11 protein-coding genes and 2 pseudogenes are annotated in these 20,354 nt (G+C 69.0%); 9 read left to right on the forward strand and 4 right to left on the reverse strand.

The genetic code is table 11. The annotated features are described in order from the left end of the window. Positions 1-330 precede the first annotated feature (330 nt). From ACIRU3_RS42860 to ACIRU3_RS42880, 5 genes and pseudogenes are all read left to right on the forward strand, one after another. Entirely contained in the window at positions 331-2,391 is a 2,061-nt protein-coding gene (locus ACIRU3_RS42860) for a multicopper oxidase family protein (protein WP_404069035.1), read from the forward strand. A 94-nt stretch (positions 2,392-2,485) separates the two neighbouring features. Then, positions 2,486-2,851 (forward strand): annotated as a pseudogene (locus ACIRU3_RS42865) (helix-turn-helix domain-containing protein); the annotation flags it as partial. A gap of 102 nt (positions 2,852-2,953) precedes the next feature. Beyond that, positions 2,954-5,336: pseudogene (locus tag ACIRU3_RS42870) on the forward strand (phosphoesterase); the annotation flags it as partial. Between the two features lie 303 nt (positions 5,337-5,639). Then, positions 5,640-6,383: an HAD family hydrolase gene (locus tag ACIRU3_RS42875; RefSeq protein WP_404069039.1), complete on the forward strand. Its 744-nt coding sequence runs from the start codon at positions 5,640-5,642 to the stop codon at positions 6,381-6,383. Continuing rightward, entirely contained in the window at positions 6,380-8,782 is a 2,403-nt protein-coding gene (locus ACIRU3_RS42880; RefSeq protein WP_404069042.1) for a glycoside hydrolase family 65 protein, read from the forward strand. The genes ACIRU3_RS42875 and ACIRU3_RS42880 overlap by 4 nt, the downstream gene beginning before the upstream one ends. 56 nt (positions 8,783-8,838) lie before the next feature. Here the strand turns inward: ACIRU3_RS42880 and ACIRU3_RS42885 are convergent, their stop codons facing one another. Beyond that, on the reverse strand, positions 8,839-10,641 hold the full coding sequence (locus ACIRU3_RS42885; RefSeq protein WP_404069045.1) for a S8 family peptidase: 1,803 nt from the start codon (positions 10,639-10,641) through the stop codon (positions 8,839-8,841). A 477-nt stretch (positions 10,642-11,118) separates the two neighbouring features. On the opposite strand from ACIRU3_RS42885, the gene ACIRU3_RS42890 reads away from it, so the two are divergent. Next, positions 11,119-12,099 carry a LysR family transcriptional regulator gene (locus ACIRU3_RS42890; protein WP_404069047.1) on the forward strand — a complete coding sequence of 327 codons (981 nt, stop codon included), beginning with the start codon at positions 11,119-11,121 and terminating at the stop codon, positions 12,097-12,099. A gap of 147 nt (positions 12,100-12,246) precedes the next feature. Further along, entirely contained in the window at positions 12,247-13,848 is a 1,602-nt protein-coding gene (locus tag ACIRU3_RS42895) for a M4 family metallopeptidase (protein WP_404069049.1), read from the forward strand. 227 nt (positions 13,849-14,075) lie between these two features. Here the strand turns inward: ACIRU3_RS42895 and ACIRU3_RS42900 are convergent, their stop codons facing one another. The 3 genes from ACIRU3_RS42900 to ACIRU3_RS42910 all read right to left on the reverse strand — a co-directional run bounded on the left by ACIRU3_RS42900 (position 14,076) and on the right by ACIRU3_RS42910 (position 18,085). After that, positions 14,076-15,686 (reverse strand): carboxylesterase/lipase family protein, encoded by a 1,611-nt coding sequence (locus tag ACIRU3_RS42900; RefSeq protein ID WP_404069052.1) that lies wholly within the window; start codon positions 15,684-15,686, stop codon positions 14,076-14,078. A 111-nt stretch (positions 15,687-15,797) separates the two neighbouring features. Then, a complete protein-coding gene (gene surE / locus ACIRU3_RS42905; RefSeq protein ID WP_404069054.1) occupies positions 15,798-16,703 on the reverse strand; it encodes a 5'/3'-nucleotidase SurE in 906 nt (301 codons plus the stop codon). Positions 16,704-16,840: 137 nt separating this feature from the next. Continuing rightward, positions 16,841-18,085, reverse strand: coding sequence for an MFS transporter (locus ACIRU3_RS42910; protein WP_404069056.1), 1,245 nt, complete (start codon positions 18,083-18,085; stop codon positions 16,841-16,843). 503 nt (positions 18,086-18,588) lie between these two features. Between ACIRU3_RS42910 and ACIRU3_RS42915 the strand changes: the two genes are divergently transcribed. Both ACIRU3_RS42915 and ACIRU3_RS42920 read left to right on the forward strand, forming a co-directional pair. Next, on the forward strand, positions 18,589-18,714 hold the full coding sequence (locus ACIRU3_RS42915; RefSeq protein ID WP_404069059.1) for a hypothetical protein: 126 nt from the start codon (positions 18,589-18,591) through the stop codon (positions 18,712-18,714). After that, the gene (locus ACIRU3_RS42920; protein ID WP_404069062.1) at positions 18,707-20,254 is read left to right on the forward strand and encodes a carboxylesterase/lipase family protein; all 1,548 of its coding nucleotides are present in this window, start codon (positions 18,707-18,709) and stop codon (positions 20,252-20,254) included. The genes ACIRU3_RS42915 and ACIRU3_RS42920 overlap by 8 nt, the downstream gene beginning before the upstream one ends. The last annotated feature ends 100 nt before the right edge of the window (positions 20,255-20,354 follow it).

Genomic DNA, 20,354 nt, shown 5'->3' on the forward strand with positions numbered 1-20,354 from the left:
CTTACGACCGTGGCCCTCGGTGCGGTCGTAGTACTTCGCAGTGGCCTCCTGCCAGGGCAGATGGCGACAACGGCCGTACAGGGTGGGTTGGTTGAACACCTCAACTGACCAGCCCATTCACAAAATCACGGCGACTTTGCAAGAGCCCTGGGCGGGCACCTCGTCTCATTCCGTCGTCCACAGGCCTTCTATCGCCTGGTGGGTTCAAGCTGAACAACGAGTTTCCGCACATATAAAGTCCTCCGGCCGGATGATCAGACCTTCTGGAGCGAGCTTCAGACACTCGGGGCGATAACGAAATATCCGATGCCTGGCACATACCATTCAACTGTGATCGAAGACACCGATTCTCTAGAGAGTGCTCAGACGGCTGACGCCGCTGGGAGTTCCCTGTCGAGCCGACGCGATCTGCTCAGAACGGCGGTTGCCGCGGCCAGCGCCGCAGGTTTCACCAACGCACTCGCGGGCGGGCAGGCCTCGGCAGTCAATTCCTTGTCCGCGTCAGGCGCCTTTCGGCGCCGTCTGTACCACCCGCATCCTCCACGGGCATCGGGAGGCACACTCGATCCGTCATCTGTACCCAAGTACCGGACGCCGCTGTTTCTTCTCTCGAGGATGCCCGGCAGCGGCCCACACTCCTACCACCTCGCCATCCGCCAGTTTCGGCAGCAAGTGCTGCCGGCCGGGATGCCAGCTACCACAGTCTGGGGTTACGGGGCTGTGGGCCACCAGCGCTCCTTCCATACGCCGGGCCTGACCATCGAAGCCCGTGTGGATCGACCGATCTCCGTGACGTGGGTCAACGAACTCGTCACCTCGCGCGGCTTCTATCTGCCCCACCTGTACGCCGTGGATCCCACATTGCACTGGGCAAACCCTCCTGGCGGAAGAGCCGGGCGCGATTCGCGGCCCAAATTCGCCACCACCCCCGGGCCGTACACAGGACCGGTGCCCATCGTGACCCATCTGCACGGTGGGCACAGCCGGGAAGAGAGTGACGGATACCCCGAAGCCTGGTACCTGCCGGCAGCTCGTGACATCCCTAGTAGCTTCGCCCGGGTAGGCACCTATTATGATCGGTTCGCCGAACAGTTCCGCCACCGTTACGGCGTCCGTTGGCGCCCGGGGACGGCAACGTTCGAGTACAGCAATGATCAGCGTCCCGCAACTCTCTGGTACCACGATCACACTCTGGGCATGACCCGGGTGAATGTCTACGCGGGCCTTGCCGGTTTCTATCTGCTGCGAGGCGGACACGCCGATCTCCCCTCGGGAGTACTTCCCAGCCCGGCGCCGGGGCCAGTCGGTGTTCATGGTGCCACCCCCTACGAAATCCCCCTGGTGGTTCAGGACAAGTCGTTCAACGCGAACGGCTCGGTCTTCTTCCCCACCAGCCGCGCGTTCTTCGGGGACACCCCGCCGGACGGCCCGTGGATTCCCCAGACCGACATTCCGCCCATCTGGAACCCGGAATTCTTCGGCAACACGATGGTCGTCAACGGGAACACGTGGCCGGTATTCAACGTGGAACCGCGGCGGTACCGCCTGCGCATCCTCAATGCAAGCAACGCCCGTACTCTCATCTTGAAGATCGCGCCCAATCCCACGGCCCCCAGACCCGTCAGCCCTTCATTGCCGTTCTGGCAGATCGGGAACGACCAGGGATTCCTGCCGGCACCGGTCCAGCTGGATCGGCTCCTACTGGCTCCCGCAGAGCGCGCCGACGTGGTCGTTGACTTCACCGGCACCTCCGTTGGCACTGGGCTCTACTTGATCAATGAAGGCCCGGACCAGGCGTACGACGGCGGCGAACCGGTCACCGACTTCACGCCGGCGGATACCTCGACCACAGGGCAGGTCATGAAATTCGCTGTCGTTCCCCTTGCCTCCACCGACACCACTGTCCCTCCGCCACAGATCACGCTTCCTCCGGTCCCGGCACTTCCCAGGAGCCGGAGGGTCCGCAGGCTCTCACTCAACGAGGAGGACTCTGCATACTTCGCCAACGCCCCCACGATGGACACACTCGGAACGGTTACGCCGAGTGGCTCAGCCACCCCGCTCATGTGGGCAGACCCGGTCACCGAGACGCCCGTGAAGGACGAAACCGAGATCTGGGAGCTCTACAACTTCACCACTGACGCACACCCTATCCACGTTCATCAGATCGGCTTCCAGGTCCTTGACCACCAAGCCATCGGGGGCGGCACACCGTCCCCCCCGAAACCCGGGGAAAGCGGATACAAGGACACCGTGATCGTACTGCCAGGTGATGTCACCCGAATCAAGGTTCGCTTTGACATTGCGGGACGGTACGTCTGGCACTGTCACATGACGGATCATGAGGACAATGAAATGATGAGGCCATTGCAAGTGCTTCATCGGCGGTAACCGGACAGGTGGCCCTGTAAACATTCACTCAGGCTGAACTGACAGTGTCTGCATGGCTGCTGACGGGCCGTGATCCCTGCGGTATGCCGAGAGGATGAGGTATGCGCAGGCGGGCGGGTACACGCCCGGGGAGCAGGCGGCGCGGGAACGGTTGAGGCTGGAGGCGGCCGAGCGGTTCGCGCGCGGGGATGCGACGGCAGAGTTCGCCAGGGATGTGAGGGTCACCGCTCGTTCGGTGCTGCGGTGGCGGCGGGCGTGGGAGTCGGGCGGGGCGGGGGCGCTGCGCTCGAAGGGGCCCACGCGGGTGGAGAGGCTCTCCAGTGGGCAGTGGGCCCGGTTGGAAGCCGAGTTGAAACGGGGCCCACTGGCCCACGGGTTCGAGGACGACCAGCGCTGGACGCTGGAGCGGATCAAGCTGCTGATCGGCCGGTTGTTCCATCTGGGGTACACGGTGCAGGGGGTGTGGAAGCTGCTGCGCCGGCACGGCTGGAGCTGCCAGGTGCCGGGCCGTCGAGCGGGACGAGGCCGCCATCGAGGTGTGGAAGGAGCAGGTGTGGCCGCAGGTAAAACAGCGGCGGCGGACCCGCGCATCGGCAGCAACAGCGTGGGACAGGAAGGCCCCACGTACTCGCCCGACGGCAAGCAGCTGTGGCTGGGCCAGACCGACGGCTACACCAGGTTCACGGTGAACCCGGACGGCACGGTCACCGATCCGGTGCCGGTCAAGATCCCGGCGGACGGGACCAAGCACGCCCTGGTCGGCGAGGCGGTCTTCTCGTCCGACGGCTCCACCGTGTACTCCGCGGTCAACGGCCAGAACCGGGTGGTCGCCATCGACGCGGCGACCGGCGCCGTCAAGCAGAGCTGGGCCGTGGGCAACGCCCCGCGCGACATGGTCCAGGCAGGCGGCAAGCTCTACGTCAGCAACGAGGGCGGTCGTCCGGCGAAGCCCGGCGACACCACCATGAACTCGTACGGCACTCAGGTTCCGGCCAACCCGAAGACCGGTGCCACCACCACCGGCACGGTCAGCGTCATCGACCTGGCGAACCCGGAGGCCGCCCCGGCGAGCATCGACGGCGGTCTGCACCCGACCTCCCTGTACGCCAAGGGCAGGGCGCTGTTCGTCACCAACACCGCCACCAACGACGTGTCGGTCATCGACACCGCCAAGGACAAGGTCGTGCAGACCATCGACACCCGGCCGTGGCCGGAGGCGTCGGTGGGCTACGAGCCCAACGCGGTGACACTCACCGACGACGGTCGTCTGCTGGTGACCCTCGGCTGGGCCGACGCGGTCGCCGTCTACCGGTACAAGAGCCCGCAGGAGCCGGTCGGTTACGTCGGCCTGCTCCCGACGGACTACTTCCCTGCGGAGATCACCACCGTCGGCAAGCAGGTGCTGGTCTCCAACACCCGCGGCATCGACGCCCGCCGGCCCACCAACAGCGCCGGGCACGGCACCCACGACACCACGTCGAGCGTGCAGCGCTTCACGCTGCCGGACGACAGCGTCATCAGGTCGCAGACGGCCAAGGTCTTCAAGCAGAACGGCTGGAGCCCCGGCTCGGTCAAGCTGGCCAGGGGCAAGAGCCACGCCAGGCCGGTCCCGGTCCCGCAGCGGCTCGGCGACCCCTCGACGATCAAGCACGTCTTCCTGATCGTCAAGGAGAACCGGACCTACGACCAGGTCTTCGGTGACATCGCGGAGGGCAACGGTGACCCCTCGGTGACGCAGTTCGGCGAGAACGTGACGCCGAACCAGCATGCGTTGGTCAACCAGTTCGGGCTGTACGACAACACCTATGACATCGGCACGAACTCAGCCGAGGGCCACAACTGGCTGATGCAGGCCGACGACCCGGAGTACACCGAGTCCTCGGCCGGTGAGTACGCGCGCAGCTACGACACCGAGAACGACGCTCTCGGCCACCAGAAGTCCGGCTTCCTCTGGACCGGTGCACAGGCGGCGGACAAGACCGTGCGGGACTTCGGCGAGTTCCAGTCGATCGAGAGCAAGCCGGCCGACGCGTCCTGGCAGAACCTGTACTGCGACGCCAAGAACATGGACGCGACCGGGCAGGACACCGCCTACCCCATACAGACGGGCTCGGCCATCCCGTCGCTCAACGACGTGTCGGTGCCGGGCTTCCCGATGTTTGACACCAGTGTTCCGGACATCTACAAGTACGAGGTCTGGAAGCAGGACTTCGAGAAGAACGGTCCGGCGAACCTGAACATGTTCTGGCTCTCCAACGACCACACCGGTGGTCCGGCGGGCCCGGCGGCCCAGGTCGCGGACAACGACCTGGCGGTCGGCAGGATGGTCGACGAGATCTCGCACAGCAAGTACTGGAAGGACTCGGCGATCTTCGTCGTCGAGGACGACTCCCAGGCCGGCCTCGACCACGTCGACGGCCACCGCGCCCCGATCCAGATCATCAGCCCCTGGGCCCGGCACCGTCGACAGCCACTACTACTCGCAGATCACGATGATCCGCACCATCGAGCAGATCCTCGGGATCCACCCGATGAACCAGAAGGACAGCGCGGCCAGCCCGATGGCCGGGGCGTTCACCAGGAGGCCGGACTACACGCCGTTCACGGCGCTGCCCAACCGGACGTCACTGACCGATGGTCTGAAGACCCCGCCCTCCTGTGGTGTGGACACCCCCGCGCCGCAGGACCCCAAGGCGGCGGCCGTGCCGTCGTCGAAGGTGCCGTCGGCCATGCAGCAGCTCGCGGCGAAGTGGGAGAGCTGGAAGTCCAGGCAGCGGCTGACCGGGCCCCACGCCGTGCCCGACTACGCGAACCCCGCGCAGATGAACCACCTCACGTGGTAACAGACGCACAACTGGGCCAAGCCGTACCCCGGCGAGAGCAGGATCTACGCCCCGAACGACGTGCCGGGCGCCTACCTCCCGTCGCCGGAGTCCGACGGCTGACGGCTGACTGATCGACTCAAGGGCCCCTGACCGGTGTCACCGCCGGCCAGGGGCCCTTCCATCCCCCGAGCGGCGCACACCGGAGCGGGACGCCCACCGACGTGAGCGAGGCGTTGCCGCTCCCCGTGCCCCCGGCGACGGCACTCGGAGGTGCCATGGCCGCATCTCCCGTCCCGCGCCACGGCCGCGTCTCTCCTCCCGTGCCCCGGCTCCCCCCAGGGCCCTCGGCCGAGCGGGTGTCCTCCGGCGTGCCGGACGCCGGCTTCACGAGAGGAGCCGCGGGCGCCTCCTAGCCTCGGCGGCATGCTGGGGCTTCCTGCTCATGTCCGCGTCTGTCTGTTCGACCTCGACGGCGTTCTCACCCGGACTGCGAAGGTGCACGCGGCCGCCTGGAAGGAGATGTTCGACAGCTATCTCCGCGACCGCGCGACACGTGAGGGCACCGAGTTCGTCCCCTTCGACGCGGTGGACGACTACGACGAGTATGTGGACGGGCGGCCCCGCGAGGACGGCGTGCGCACGTTCCTCGCCGCACGTGGGGTGCACCTGCCCGAAGGAGCACCGGACGACCCGCCGGAGACGGAGACGGTGAACGGACTGGGCAACCGCAAGAACGGCCTGGTGCTGCGGCGGATCCGCGAGGACGGAGTGGAACCCTACGAGGGCTCGGTCCGCTTCGTCCACGCGGCGCGGGACGCCGGCCTGCGGTGCGCGGTGGTGTCGTCCAGCGCGAACTGCCGGGACGTCCTGGCAGCGGCCGGCATCGAGGACCTGTTCGAGGAACGGATCGACGGAGTGGTGGCGCACGAGCGCGGCCTGCGTGGCAAGCCCGCCCCGGACACCTACCTGGAGGCCGCCCGCCGGCTCGGAACGGATCCGGCCGACGCCGCGGTTTTCGAAGACGCCCTGGCCGGCGTCGAGGCCGGGCGAGCGGGACGGTTCGGCGTGGTCGTGGGCGTCGACAGGGTGGGCCAGGCGGATCAGCTCCGGGCGCACGGGGCGGACGTGGTGGTCCGTGACCTGGCCGAACTTCTGGAGTCGCGGTGATCACCCATCCCAGCTTCACGGTCGAGCCGTGGTGCCTGCGCGAGACCGAGCTGAACCTGGACGTGCTCGCCCAGAGCGAATCGGTGTTCGCCCTGTCCAACGGACACATCGGATGGCGCGGCAACCTCGACGAGGGAGAGCCCCACGGGCTGCCCGGCGCCTACCTCAACGGCGTCTACGAGCAGCATCCGCTGCCGTACGCCGAAGCGGGATACGGGTATCCCGAGTCCGGCCAGACGATGATCAACATCACCGACGGCAAGGTCATCAGGCTGCTGGTCGACGACCACCCGTGCGATCTGCGCTACGGTCAGCTGCTGGACCACGAACGGGTTCTGGACTTCCGGTCCGGTGTGCTCAGCCGCACGGCGCGGTGGACATCGCCCGGCGGTCGCACGGTCCGGATCACCTCACAGCGGCTCGTGTCCTTCGCCCAGCGCGCGGTGGCCGCGGTCGTGTACGAGGTCGAGCCGGTGGACGGACCGACCACCGTGGCCGTGCAGTCCGAACTGGTCGCCAACGAACCACTGCCCCGCGTCGAGGGCGATCCGCGCGTGGCCGCGGCCATCGAGTCCCCCCTGAAGGCCGAGGAGCACTTCGCGCAGGACACCCACCTACGGCTCGTGCATTGCACCACGCGCAGCGGACTACGGGTGGCGGCAGCGGCCGACCATCTCGTCGAGGGGCCCGAGAGCACGCGCTGGACGGCGCAGAGCGAGCCCGATGTCAGCCGTCTGACGGTGACCGCGGACCTGGTGCCCGGGCAGCCGCTGCGGCTGGTCAAGTTCGTGGCCTACGGCTGGTCGGGGGAGCGCTCGCTGCCGGCCGTGCACGATCAGGTCGACGGAGCGGTGGCGGCCGCGGTCAGCACGGGCTGGGACGGGCTGGTCGCCGCGCAACGGGCGTACTTGGACCGCTTCTGGGCCGGCGCGGACGTCGAGGTCGAGGGCGACGCGCAGATCCAGCAGGCGGTGCGGTTCGCGCTCTTCCACGTGCTCCAGGCCGCGGCCCGCGGTGAGAACCAGGCCATCCCCGCGAAAGGCCTGACCGGAACCGGGTACGACGGGCACTCCTTCTGGGACACCGAGTCCTACGTGCTGCTGGTCCTGACGTTCACCGCGCCGGAGGCCGTCGCGTCGGCACTGAGATGGCGGCACCGGATGCTGCCGGGGGCGCGGGAGCGCGCGGGCCAGCTGGGCCTGTCGGGAGCGGCGTTCCCCTGGCGGACGATCGACGGTGCCGAGAGCTCGGCCTACTGGCCGGCCGGCACGGCTGCCTTCCACATCAACGCCGACATCGCCATGGCCGTCCTCCGGTACGTCGTGGTGACCGAGGACGAGGACTTCGAGCGCCGTGAGGGGCTCGACCTCCTCGTGGACACCGCCCGGCTGTGGCGTTCCCTCGGACACCACGACGCGGAGGGCGTCTTCCACATCGACGGGGTCACCGGACCCGACGAGTACAGTGCCATCGCCCGCGACAACCTGTACACCAACCTGCTGGCCCGGCAGAACCTGCTGGCCGCGGCGGCGGTGGCCACACGTCATCCGGACCGGGCCGCCGAACTCGGTGTCGACGACGAGGAGACCGCAGCGTGGCGGGACGCCGCTGCTCGCATGGCGGTGCCGTACAACGAGACTCTCGGCGTGCACGAACAGTCGGCCGGGTTCACGAGTTTCCAGCGCTGGGACTTCGAGGCGACCCCGCCCGAGAACTACCCGATGCTGCTGCACTACCCCTACTTCGACCTGTACCGCAAGCAGGTGGTGAAGCAGGCCGATCTGGTGCTGGCGATGCTGGAGTGCCCGCACCTCTTCTCCGACGACCAGAAGGCGCGCAACTTCGCCTACTACGACGCGCTCACCGTCCGCGACTCCTCCTTGTCGGCGTGCTGCCAGGCGGTGCTCGCCGCCGAGACCGGGCATCTGCGTCTGGCGTACGCCTACCTCGGCGAGGCTGCGCTGATGGATCTGGAAGATCTGGAGCACAACACCCGTGACGGGCTGCACATCGCCTCCCTCGCGGGAACGTGGATCGCCCTGGTCGGGGGTTTCGGCGGCATGCGCCGCTACGTCGACGACGGAAAGCCGGACCTGCTGGCGTTCGCACCGCGCCTGCCGGAAGCGTTGTCCAGGGTGGCGTTCACCGTGCTGGTACGCGGACGCAGGCTGAAGGTGGACATCGGCCCGTCCCATGCGAGTTACCGGCTGGTGGAAGGTGAACCGCTGGTCGTGCTGCATCACGGGGAACCGATGACCGTGACCACCGGCGCTCCGGTGGAGCGGCCGGTGCCCCCCGCGCCCGTACGGCCCGAGCCGCAGCAGCCGCCGGGCCGCCGTCCGGTGGCCCGGCTCACCGGGGAGGAGCCGCAGGCGGAGACATCGGACCAGGTGCGCTGATCGGACGAGCCGGTGACGCGGCCCGTTCCGATGTCCCCGGCGCGGCGCAACGGCCTTCAGAATGTCAGTGCCCAGCTGTTGAGCGTGCCCGTGTCCTGCGCGTACGTGTCCTGCACCCGCAGCTTCCAGGTGCCGTTCGCGGTCTCGCCGGAGGCGTTCACCGTGTAGGTGGCCCTGACGTCGTCGGCGGAGTCCGAGCTGCTGGAGGCCTTCAGCCGGTAGGCCGAACCGTCCGGCGCGACCAGGTCGATGACCAGGTCACCGCGGTAGGTGTGGGTGATGTCGACCGCCACCTTGAGGGTCGAGGGGGCGTTTCCCGTCAGCCCGCTGACGCTGAGGGGGGACTCGATCGCCGAGCCCGCGTCGGGAATGGCGATGGCCGGGGTGCTGGTGAAGGTGGCGCCACCCGTGCCGCCGGAACCGCTCACCGCCTGCACCGTCCTGGCCGCGTCGGCCAGGCCGGCACCGCAGCCGCCCGAGCAACTTCCGGGAATCGGACGGGCGTTGGCCTTGATGGCCGACTCGATCTGGGCCGGGGTCAGCGCCGGGTCGGCCGACTTCATCAGCGCGACGAGGCCCGCGATGTGCGGGGTGGCCATGCTGGTGCCCTGGTAGTAGGCGTACGACTCGGTCGAGGGGGTCTTGGTGCCGGAGTTGAGCGTGGACAGGATGCCGTTCGCGGTGCCGGTGCTGGTCTGGCCGCCGGGCGCCGAGATGTCCACGAGGGAGCCGTAGTTCGAGTAGGAGGCCTTGGCGCCGGAGCGGTTGGTCGCGGCGACCGAGATGACGTTGTTGCAGTTGCCCGGGGAGTGGTTCGCGACGTTGTCGTTCTCGTTGCCCGCGGCCACGACGACCGTCGTGCCCCGGTTCACGGCCGCGTTGATGGCGCTCTGGGTGGCCGAGGTGCAGGCGCCGTCGCCGCCGAGGCTCATGTTGATGACCTTGGCGACGTTGGCATTGGCGGGCACACCGGAGACGGTGCCCCCGGACGCCCAGGTGATGGCGTCGATGATGTCGGAGTCGTAGCCGCCGCACTTGCCCAGCACGCGGAGCGGGGAGACCTTCGCACCGTAGGCGATACCGGCAACGCCCTTGCCGTTGTCGGTGACCGCGGCGATGGTGCCGGCGACGTGCGTGCCGTGCCAGGAGGAGGTGCCGGCCGGGACGCCGGAGCCGCAGTCGCCCGCGGCGTACCAGTCGCCCGGGTCGGCCGGGTTGCTGTCGCGGCCGTCGCCGTCCACGGAGACAGCGGTGTCGGAGATGAAGTCGTAGCCGCCGACGACGTTCGCGGCCAGGTCGGAGTGTGCCACGTACCCGGTGTCGATGACGGCGACGGTGACGCCGGATCCGGTGGACAGGTCCCAGGCGCCCGGCACGCGCATACCCGCGGTGTCCTCGGACAGGTCCCACTGCTTGCCGTACTCGGTGTCGTTCGGCGTGGCCATCGGCTTGTTGAGCCGGTCCGGTACGACGTAGGCGACCTGCGGGTCGGCCCGGTACTCGGCGACGACGTCGGCGAGGTCGGCCGTGGTGGCGTTGCCGCCGAGGTCGACGAGGGCGGCGCCCGTGCCGAGGCGGCGCCGGAAGTCGACGTCCTCGCCGGCCTCCTTGCCCTTGGCGACGGCGTCGGCCTCGGCGGCCTTGTTGGAAGTGGCCTCGGAGGCACCCGACTTGTAACCGACGATGAGGCGTTCGGCCGGGGTGGTGGGGGTGGCCTCGGTCCGGGCGGCGGCAACCGCGGCGTCGCCGGTGGCGCCGTCCTGAGCGGTGGCTGCGGTGGCCGTGGCGGCCGTGAGCAGAGCCGCGGAGACCGCGGCGACGGATATCAGCTTCCGTCCGGTGGCGGGAACTGTACGCAAGGGTATGCCTTTCGCGACCGGCTCCGGGCAGCCCGGAGCGGCGGTGGGGATGTGCTTCGGCGTCGAAGCGCAGGGGGGGTGAAACCGAAAAGCGGTGCAGATGGCCGACCGTGTGCGTGTGCGGACCCGTCCGGGGTTACCTGTGGGTCAGCTGTGCAGGAACGATAGGCAAAGCGACGGTCAAAGGGGTACAGGGATAACCCTCGATCTGGCCGGTGATCGACCCTTGATGCCCGGGCTGTCGGCGGTCGACGAGCGCGCCGGTCATGGACGGGACCAGCCAGGGGCGTCGGCCTTGGGGCGGGTTGAGCGGCTGGGTGCGCCGTGTGCGAAGCCGTAGCGTTCGCACCGAGGTTTTGCCGTTCCGTGGTTGCCGCCCGCACGGGTCCGTCAGACTCTTGGTCACCATGCCGTCGGGCAACTGGTTCTGCTGGTCACGGGGGTGCAGAGGCCCCCCGCGCTGAGCGGGGAATGTTCATGCATCTCGAGTTCCGGCACCTCCGTATCCTGCTCACCGTCGCCGAGGCAGGCAGTATCCGCAGGGCCGCCGCACGGCTTCAGCTCTCTCAGCCGGCCACGAGCGCTCAGCTGAAGCGGATCGAACACGAGCTGGGCGGCCCGCTCTTCATCCGCAGTGCCGAGGGCGTGAAGCCGAACGAGAACGGACAGTACGTCCTGCGCTGCGCCCGTGATTTGGTGGACGGCTTCGACCGGCTGCGCGAGCACGCGCGATCGGCGGCCGAGGCGGACAGACAGGCCACCGCCCCGCTGAGGGCGGGCGGAACCGCGGGCCCCCTGGTGTCCCTGCTGGTCTCGGCCCTCTTCGAGCTCGTCCCGGAACGCCGGCTCACCATAGATGCCCGCCGTTCCGTGCACACCCTGGCGAAACTGCTGAGCCTGTCGAAATGCGACATCGCGGTGTTCGGTGAGTTCCCGGGCTTCCCGCTTCCGGTCGGCGAGTCGGTGGCGACGCGCACCCTGCTCCGCGAGCCGGTCTTCGTCCTGCTCGCCGAGGACCACCCGCTGGCGCGCCGGGAGGTGGTCGGCCTCCATGAGCTGGCGGACGAGGACTGGGTCATGCCGGAGGCCGACGAGAGCGGTGTGCACGCGTACCTTCATCTCACCTGTCAGGCAGCCGGGTTCACTCCGCGCATCGCCCATGTGACGCCGGACCTGTCCGTGGCGCAGATCCTGGTTGCCGGCCGGCGTGCCGTCTGTGGCGTATGGCCGACCGCCGAAGTCTCCGCCCAGGGCACCGTGCAGCGGCCGCTCGTGGACGTCCCGTTCCACCGGCGGCTGCTACTGGCCTGGAACACGGAATCGGTTCCGCCCGAGCTCGCGGACGCGGTTTGCGAGCTTCTGCTGGCCGCCTATCTGACGCTGGTGCGGCAGCGGCCGCAGTATCTGGCCTGGTGGGAGGACGGGGGCGAGGAGTTCGCCCTCGGCGAGCGCATGTGACCGGCCGGGCCAAGGCGGCCCCTTGCCCTATAGCTCGGCAGTTATATCCCAGATGAAGTCACGTCAGGGACATGTCACCTACTGAACACTTCGCGTCAACGTCCAAGGACGTCGTCACCCCACGACGAGCGAAGGAATCACCCCACCATGTCCCGTCCTCTTCTTGCCCTTTCCGCGATGGTCGCCGCCGGTGTCATCACCACGGGCGCGATGGCCGTACCCGCGCACTCGCAGACCGACGCGGTGCAGCGCGGAGCCTCCGTCCGCGACACGGCGATATCCCAGGCCAGGGCGAACGTGACCCGGCACGCCGACACCTTCGGGTTCGGCCCCGGCCAGAGACTCAAGGCGAAGGACGTCGTGATCGACGCCGACGGCACGCAGCACGTCCGCTTCGAACGGACCTACCGCGGCCTCCCTGTCGTCGGCGGTGACTTCGTCGTCCACCAGAAGGCCGACGGCTCGCTCAAGGGATCCACCCGCGCCAAGGCCCACAAGGTCGCGCTGAAGTCCGTCGCCCCCGCTGTCGACGCCAAGGGGACCGCGGCCGGCGCCCTGAAGCGCTCGCACGGGTTGGTGCGCAACGCCAAGTCCACCCCCGAGCTGATCGTGTGGGCCGCCGACGGCACCCCCCGCCTGGCCTGGCGCACCACCGTGCAGGGCTTGGGCGACAAGGGCCAGCCGCACGGCGAGGTCTTCGTCACCGACGCCACCACCGGCGCGGCGATCGAGAACTACGACGCCGAGCGCGAGGCGACCGGCACCGGCCACTCCGAGTACACCGGTGACGTCGGCATCGACACGACCCAGCAGGCCGACGGCACCTTCGCCCTGATCGACCCGGTGCGCGGCCACATCACCAAGGACGCGCACAACCTCTCGTCCTCGTCCGTGAAGAGCTCCTCCGGCACCCTGTTCACCGACGCCGACAACATCTGGGGCGACGGCAAGAAGTTCTCCACCGACCGCGCCACCGCCGCCGTCGACGCGCACGTCAACACCGCGAAGACGTTCGACTACTACAAGACGACCTTCGGCCGCAACGGCATCAAGAACGACGGCCGCGGCGCCACCGTCTTCGTCCACGTCGGCACCAACTGGGACAACGCCCAGTGGTCGGACTCCTGCTTCTGCATGCTGACCGGCGACGGCGACGGCACCACCGACCCCGAGCAGGTCGACCTCGACACCATGGGTCACGAGATGACCCACGGCGTCACCTCGGCCACCGCCAACCTGCGCTACAGCGGTGAGTCCGGCGGCCTGAACGAGGCCACCAGCGACATCCTCGGCACCATGGTCGAGTGGTATGCCAACAACCCGGTCGACACCCCCGACTACCTCTTCAGCGACCAGTCCACCCCGCCGTGGCTGCGCCGCTTCGACAAGCCGTCCCTGGACGGGGGCTCCGCCAACTGCTGGTCCAAGTCGGTCGGCCGGCTGGACGTGCACTACTCCTCGGGCGTCGGCAACCACTGGTTCTACCTCGCGAGCGAGGGCAGCGGCGCCAAGACCATCAACGGCGTCTCCTACAACAGCCCCACCTGCAACGGCTCCACGGTCAACGGCATCGGAAACAAGAAAGCCTCCGCCATCTGGTACCGGGCGCTGACCGTCTACATGACCTCCACCACGGACTACAAGGGTGCCCGCACCGCGACTCTCAACGCGGCGAAGGACCTCTACGGCGCCACCAGCCCCGAGTACGCCACCGTGGCCGCGGCGTGGAGCGCGGTCAACGTTCTCTGACGCTCTGACGCTCTGACGCACTGACGCTCTGACGCACTGACGCACTGACGCGCCGCCTGATCCGGCGGGTGCCGGCCCGGACGACGACGAGGACGTATGGCCGTCGCCCGGGCCCATGCGACGCCGGGTTCCCCGTCCGGGCACCTGGTGGGTGCTGATGCCGGTTCCCCTGAGGGCGTGCCGCTCTCGCACGGAGAGCGGCAGCCGGTGCCGAAGTGCTCCTGGGGTCATGTCCTCCGCTTGCCGTCGTCGGGGGAAGCCGGATCAGCCCAGAAGCCGCACTGGTGGTCGGTCGCGAAGGCCGTCGAGGTGTGGGTGTGTCCCGGCGTGAGGGTCAGGACGGTGTGCCGGGCGCGCGCCGGTGGCCATCGGGTTTCGCCGACGACGTCGGGAACGCCGGTGCGGGCGAACGCGGCCCACCGGCGCTTCATGTCGTCGGCGAGGGTGGTCTGCACGGCGGTGAGCGGTCGGTCGGCCATCGTGAAGTCGTGCAGGTAGGCGAGTTCGGCGCTGTGTGCGTTCGCCATGTCCAGGCCCGGGACCTGGGCTCCGAAGAGGGTGGGCGAGTGCGGGTCGTCGAACTCGTACACGTACGTGGGTACTTGACCGGCGAACGTACGAGCCGTGCTGAGGGTGTGGCAGGCGAAGGTGGAGTCGGTGAGTACCGCGGACAGGGCGTCGTACGGACTGGGGTGTGCCGCCACGGGATAGCGGGCCAGGACCTGCTGTGCCGCCGGTCCGTAGGTGGCGTCGATCTGCTCGGTGTACTCCTGCGCGGTGAGCTGTGGCTGCGTGAGCGCGACGAACAACCGGCTCTCGGCCCGGGTGCTGCCGATGAGGATCGGCACCTTGTTCCACCTGCCGGAGGCGATGGCCTCGGACGGTTGGGCGGGCAGCAGGCCGTCGCCGAACGCGGGTCCCGAGGTGGGATGCGTGCGAGCGGCGGCGATGAGACCGGTGGCCGGCGCACTGCGGAGGCAGGCGGCGCGGGTGCCGGGGTCGGGACAGCCGGCCGCGTCCGCGAAGGCCCTCGCCTCCTCGGCGGCCTCGGCGGCGCTGGGAGCCCGGAGCATGTCGCACGGGCCGCTCTGGAGGATGGCCCGGGAGAACAGTCCCGTGGTCTGGGGTGAAGTGAGCATGGCGCAGATGGAGGCGCTGCCCGCGGACTGGCCCCAGAGGGCGATGTCAGCAGGATCGCCGCCGAACGCGGAGATGTTGGCGCGTGTCCAGTGGAGGGCCGCGATCTGGTCCATCAGCCCGTACGATCCGGAGCGCGGAGTGTTGTCGCGGGAGAGTTCCGGCAGGGCCAGGTACCCCGCTTGTCCGAGCCGGTAGTTGATGCTCACGACGACGCTGCCGGTGAGTTCAGCCATGGTGCGGCCGCCGAACTGGGTGCCGGTGCCCTGGCTGTAGCCGCCGCCGTGGATCCAGAACAGCACAGGCAGACGGTCACCGGGGTGCGCGTGGCGCGGCCGGTACACGTCCAGGTAGAGGCAGTCCTCACTGACGTTGTCCGGATCTCGGAGCCCGAAGGGCGAGAACTGCAGGCACGCCGGTGCCTGACGGACGGCATCCCGTGTCCCGCTCCATCGTGCGGGCCGTTCGGGGGGACTGAACCGGAGGCTGCCCACCGGGGGAGCGGCGTACGGGACGCCGAGGAACTCATCGGCCTGGCCGGCGACCTGACCGGCGAGTCTGCCCTGACCGGTGGTGACGACAGGGCGGGGCAAGGGGGCCGCCTGGGCCGGCGTGGCGGTCGCAGGCTGCGCGCAGAGCGCTGCGATGGCGAGTGCCAGAGCCAGAACTGCCGAGGCGAGGGACGAGCGGGACCTTTGCACTTCTCCTCCATGACGTGTGGTGCACGTGACAGTGGATGGGTGGTACGGACGCCGGCTCTCCTCCCGGGCGGGCCGAAATGCCAAGGAGGAGGGGCCGTGTGCGGTGCCCGGCTAGGGGCGCAGTCCGCCGAGCAGGGCCGCGGTCCTGGCGAAGTCGGCAGTGCCGGTGTTCCAGTTGGGGGAGATGGGCGTGATGGACACCTTGTCAGCGCTGATCGCTTCCACGTCACCGCCCTTCCGGGCGGGCTCGGAGACCACGTCGACGTTCACTTTCCACGTTCCGTCACCGGAGTCGGTGTAGTCGGCCTCGAGGACCGGCTGCGGATCCTGGGCGGTGACGGAAACCCCCAGGGCGGTTCCCTTGCCGTCGGGACCGACCACCGGATGGTTGACGTTCAGACCCACGCCCTCGGGCAGCAACCGCCTGTCCTCGGACCGGTTCCTCAGGCGTTCGATGAGCTTGACCGCGAAGTCGTCGGTGGGCCGCATGGCGTTGAGGATCGGCCCCGGCACCGGGGCAGTCAGCCCGCCGGTGCTCACCGCTATGGCGGGCACACCCCGTTCCAGGGCGGCCACCGCGCCGCCCACCGTTCCGGAGTGGGTCGCGAGGGCGGCGACGTTGGGCCCGAAGTTGGTGCCGGAGACCACGAGGTCCGGCGCGCGGTCGGCGAACACCTCGGACAGACCGAAGGACACCGAGTCGCCGGGAGTGCCGTCGACGGCCCACACCCGGGGCTCGGGATGCTTCACCGTGACGCTGGTGCCGCTCATCATCTTCGTCCCGGTGCCGCTCTGGTTGGTGAGCGGGGCGACGATGGTGACGTCGTAGCCCGCGTCGGTGAGCCGCTGCTGGAGCATGCGGATTCCCGGGGCGTCGTAGCCGTCGTCATTGGTCAGCAGGATGCGCAGCGGGCCGTCCGGTGCGGTCTTCGGCGCGGCGCTCGCCGACACCGTTCCGGCGAGGGCCGGTGCGCACAGCAGCAGAGCGGCCAGAGGGAGAGAGCGCGTGCGTCGCAAGGAGGGCTCCTTCGAAGGAGAGAGGGAGAAGAGAAGAAGGGAGGAGAGAGACGGAGGAGTACTGAGGCGGAGGAGTACGAGGACCGGCGGGCACGCCCCCCGGCACGCGCCCGCCGGGGTTCCTGGGGCGGCTGGTGTCAGCGCACTCCGCGGATCGGGAGGATGGCCAGTGCGCCCACCAGGGACAGTCCGCCGCCGATGAGGAACAGCGGGGTGTATCCGCCCAGCGCGGTGACGACCGCCGACGCGACGAACGGGGCGATGATCTGCGGGCCGGCATTGGCGATGTTGAGGACGCCCATGTCGCGGGCGGCGTCCTCCGCGCGGGGCAGGACCAGCGTGACGACCGCGGTGTCCACCGCCATGAAGCACCCGAAGGCGAGCCCGTTCAGCGCACTGAAGCAGAGCATGCCTTGCCAGGTCGGGCTGATGACGGGGATCGTCGTCACGAGGCCGGCGAGCGCGGCCGACAGGCCGACAAAGATCTTGCGCCGGTTCCAGCGGTCGGACAGCAGACCTCCGACCACCGTGGACACGGCCATCGCACCCATGGACACGGGCGTGAGGATCGCCATCGCCTCGGTCGGGGACAGGCCCACGGGCAACTTGATGTGGTCGTCGAGGATGTAGAGCTGGTATCCCACGACGGAGAAGTAGCCGAGCACCATCAGCGCCCGTCCGATGAAAGCCCACCGGAAGTCATGGTTGGCCAGGGCGGACAGGAAGGCGGCCAGGCGTTCGCGCCGCGGGACGGCAGGCAGGGGCTCGCGCCGCGGTACGTCGCGGCAGAAGCCGGTGAGCAGCAGTGCCGCGCCGGCGACCACCGCTCCGAACACCAGGTAGCCCACCTGGAGCCGGCCGGCTGTCTGCGAGGCGATCAGCACGCCGACAGTGCCGCCGATCGGCAGGCCAAGTCCGACGAGGGCGGAAGCGGTCCCACGACGCTCGGGGGCGATCCGGTCGGGCACCACGGCGGTGACGGCCGCCTGGTAGACGTTCATGGTCGCCTGGACCAGGCACCATCCGGTGCCCACCAGCAGCACGGTGCGCACACTGCCGACGAACGCCAGCCCGGCGAACGAGGCGAGAGCGCCACCGAGGATCCACGGGTTCCGGCGGCCGGTGCGGTCCGACAGGGCACCCGCGATCGGGTTGAACGCGGTGGCGAAGACCGAGCTCACACCGCCCACGATGCCCAGGATCGTGACCTTGTGGGCCGGGTCGATCTGGGCGATCTGGGTCGGCAGCAGTACCGCGCCGACGCCCATGTACACGGCGAGCATCGAGGAGTTGGCGAGCAGGAGGAGCAGCATGAGACCACGCCGGCGGGGCTCATGTGCCACTTCCCTCGTCTTCGGCTGGATCAGTTCGTCGGTGGTCATCGTCGACCACCGGTGGTGCGGGCCGCGTATTCCGCGCGGCAGGGCGTGGGGCAGGACATGTCGACTCCTCGAGCGCGGAGCTGAGAGCTGGACGGGGACGTGAGGCGGCGAACGCCGGATGACGTGTGTGCTGGACACCCGAGGAGCGAGCAGTTAGTTACACGTGTTGCTTCCGTCGGGTACGCCTTGTGTAGCAGGTGTGGCGCAATTTGAGTAGTGCTCGGACGGATTTATAGGGCACCTGTGAGAGTCGGTCGCCACTACGTGTGTTACACGTGCAGCTGTCTTCCCGCGCGCTTCTGCACAGCGCGGCAGTAGGGTCGGCGTTGGCTCGAAACCGCTCTCCATGGCGTCCCGTCCGACTGTTCCGCGGCGTCACTGGCGCAGCTGCCGTCCGGCAGGACTCGCCGCGACCCGGTGCCTGCGCCGCTGTGGTGCGGGGTCATGCATACACATTTATTGACGACCGTCGGAAAAGCTGAATAATCTCGCAGTCCGGCGCGGTGCGGTCCTGCCGTGCCCACGACCCGGCCCGCTGTGCGGCCCTCGGTGACGACGCCGACGTGGCCCTCGGCGAGGGCGTCGACGCGTCGGATGAATCGCTGATCAAGGAGGACATGCATGACTGACATGCAAAGTCAGGATCCCCCCGTCGTGCAGTTGTCGACCGGCCGACTGCGCGGGGGCACCGAGGGCGGCGTCGCGGTCTTCAAGGGTGTGCCGTACGCCGCACCCCCGGTGGAGGACCTGCGGTGGCGCGCCGCGCAGCCGCATCCCGGCTGGAGCGGTGAGCGGGACGCGACCGCGTACGGTCCGAGCTCTCCGCAGATGTTCATCGAGGGTGGTGACCCCGTCCTCGGCGGACACGGCTCCCCGCCCTTCGACGAGGACTGCCTCACGCTGAACGTGTGGACACCGGCGCCCGACGACGCCCGCCGGCCGGTGTTGGTCTGGATCCACGGCGGTGGGTTCGTCTCCGGTTCCGGATCGTTGCCCATCTACTCGGGTGAGACCTTCGCGCGCGACGGGGACCTGGTGGTCGTCACCCTCAACTACCGTGTCGGCCCCCTCGGTTACCTGTCATTCGATGACGGGACCAGCGCCGAGGCGCGGCCCGCCAACCTCTGGCTCACCGACCAGCTCGAGGCCCTGCGCTGGGTGCGCGACAACATCGTGCACTTCGGTGGGGACCCCGACAGCGTCACCGTCGCCGGTCAGTCGGGCGGTGCCGTCTCGACGGCCGCCCTGGCCGGGCATCCGGAGGCCCGGACACTGTTCCGGCGGGCCATCCTGCAGAGCCCGCCCTTCGGTCTGCACATCCCCACCCGTGACGAATACCGGCAACGGGTCGAGGCTTACCTGGAGTTCGCCGGCGTGAAGGACGTCGACGAACTCCGTCACCTGCCGTGGCCCCGGCTCGTCGAGGCCGCCGGGAGGCTCTTCGCGCACACCGCGCGCTGGGGATACTGGCCCACCCCGTTCCTCCCGGTACGGGACGACGTCACACTCTTCCGCCATCCCGCGGAGACCCTCCTGCACGACGCGGCGGCCGACATCGACGTCCTCATCGGCTGGACCCGGGAAGAAGCCAACTTCGGCTTCGCTCTCGACCCGGGATACGCGAAGTCGACGCGCGATCAGGTTCTGGGCCGCATCGCGGAGCGCTTCGGGGAAGGTGCGGCAGGCGATGTGTACGACGAGTACGCCCGGACCCGCCCCGGCGCACGGCCTGCCGACGTACTCATGGACCTGATCACGGATGAGCTGTTCCGCGTGCCCTGCGTGGAACTGGCGGAGGCCAGAGCGGCCTTGGGGCGTCCCGTCTGGGCGTACCAGTTCGACCTCCCGACGCCGGCCCACGGGGGCAGGCTCGCCGCCGCTCACTGTCTGGAGCTTCCCTTCGTCTTCGACAACTTCGACAGCTGGTCACATGCTCCGCTCGTCGAAGGGGTGGATCCGGTCGTCGGGGAGGGGCTGGCGAAGGCCATGCATCGGGCGTGGATCGCCTTCGCCCGGACCGGCGACCCGAACCATGCCGGTCTGCCGGCCTGGGAGCCGTACCGGTCGCAGGCCCGTACCACCATGTGTTTCGACGCCGTCACCCTTCCGTTGGGCGACCTCGCCGGGCACGCCCGACGCCTGCACGGTCGACGGGCGCCGACCTCGTAATCACCGCAGTCACCGAAAGGTCTCCCGGATCCGGTGTTACACGTGTAACGTCGCTGTCGGCCGCGCGGAGGGGAGCAGCGGCCAGGCCGGTCCCGAGCGC

This window comes from Streptomyces sp. NPDC101151 (assembly GCF_044768335.1).
Lineage (GTDB): Bacteria > Actinomycetota > Actinomycetes > Streptomycetales > Streptomycetaceae > Streptomyces.

What these genes read in the sequence shown, in the direction of transcription:
- ACIRU3_RS42875 (WP_404069039.1), top strand. Translation starts at nt 5,640, where the DNA reads ATGCTGGGGCTTCCTGCTCATGTCCGCGTCTGTCTGTTCGACCTCGAC.
- ACIRU3_RS42890 (WP_404069047.1), top strand. Translation starts at nt 11,119, where the DNA reads ATGCATCTCGAGTTCCGGCACCTCCGTATCCTGCTCACCGTCGCCGAG.
- ACIRU3_RS42895 (WP_404069049.1), top strand. Translation starts at nt 12,247, where the DNA reads ATGTCCCGTCCTCTTCTTGCCCTTTCCGCGATGGTCGCCGCCGGTGTC.
- ACIRU3_RS42910 (WP_404069056.1), bottom strand. Translation starts at nt 18,085, where the DNA reads ATGACCACCGACGAACTGATCCAGCCGAAGACGAGGGAAGTGGCACAT.
- ACIRU3_RS42920 (WP_404069062.1), top strand. Translation starts at nt 18,707, where the DNA reads ATGACTGACATGCAAAGTCAGGATCCCCCCGTCGTGCAGTTGTCGACC.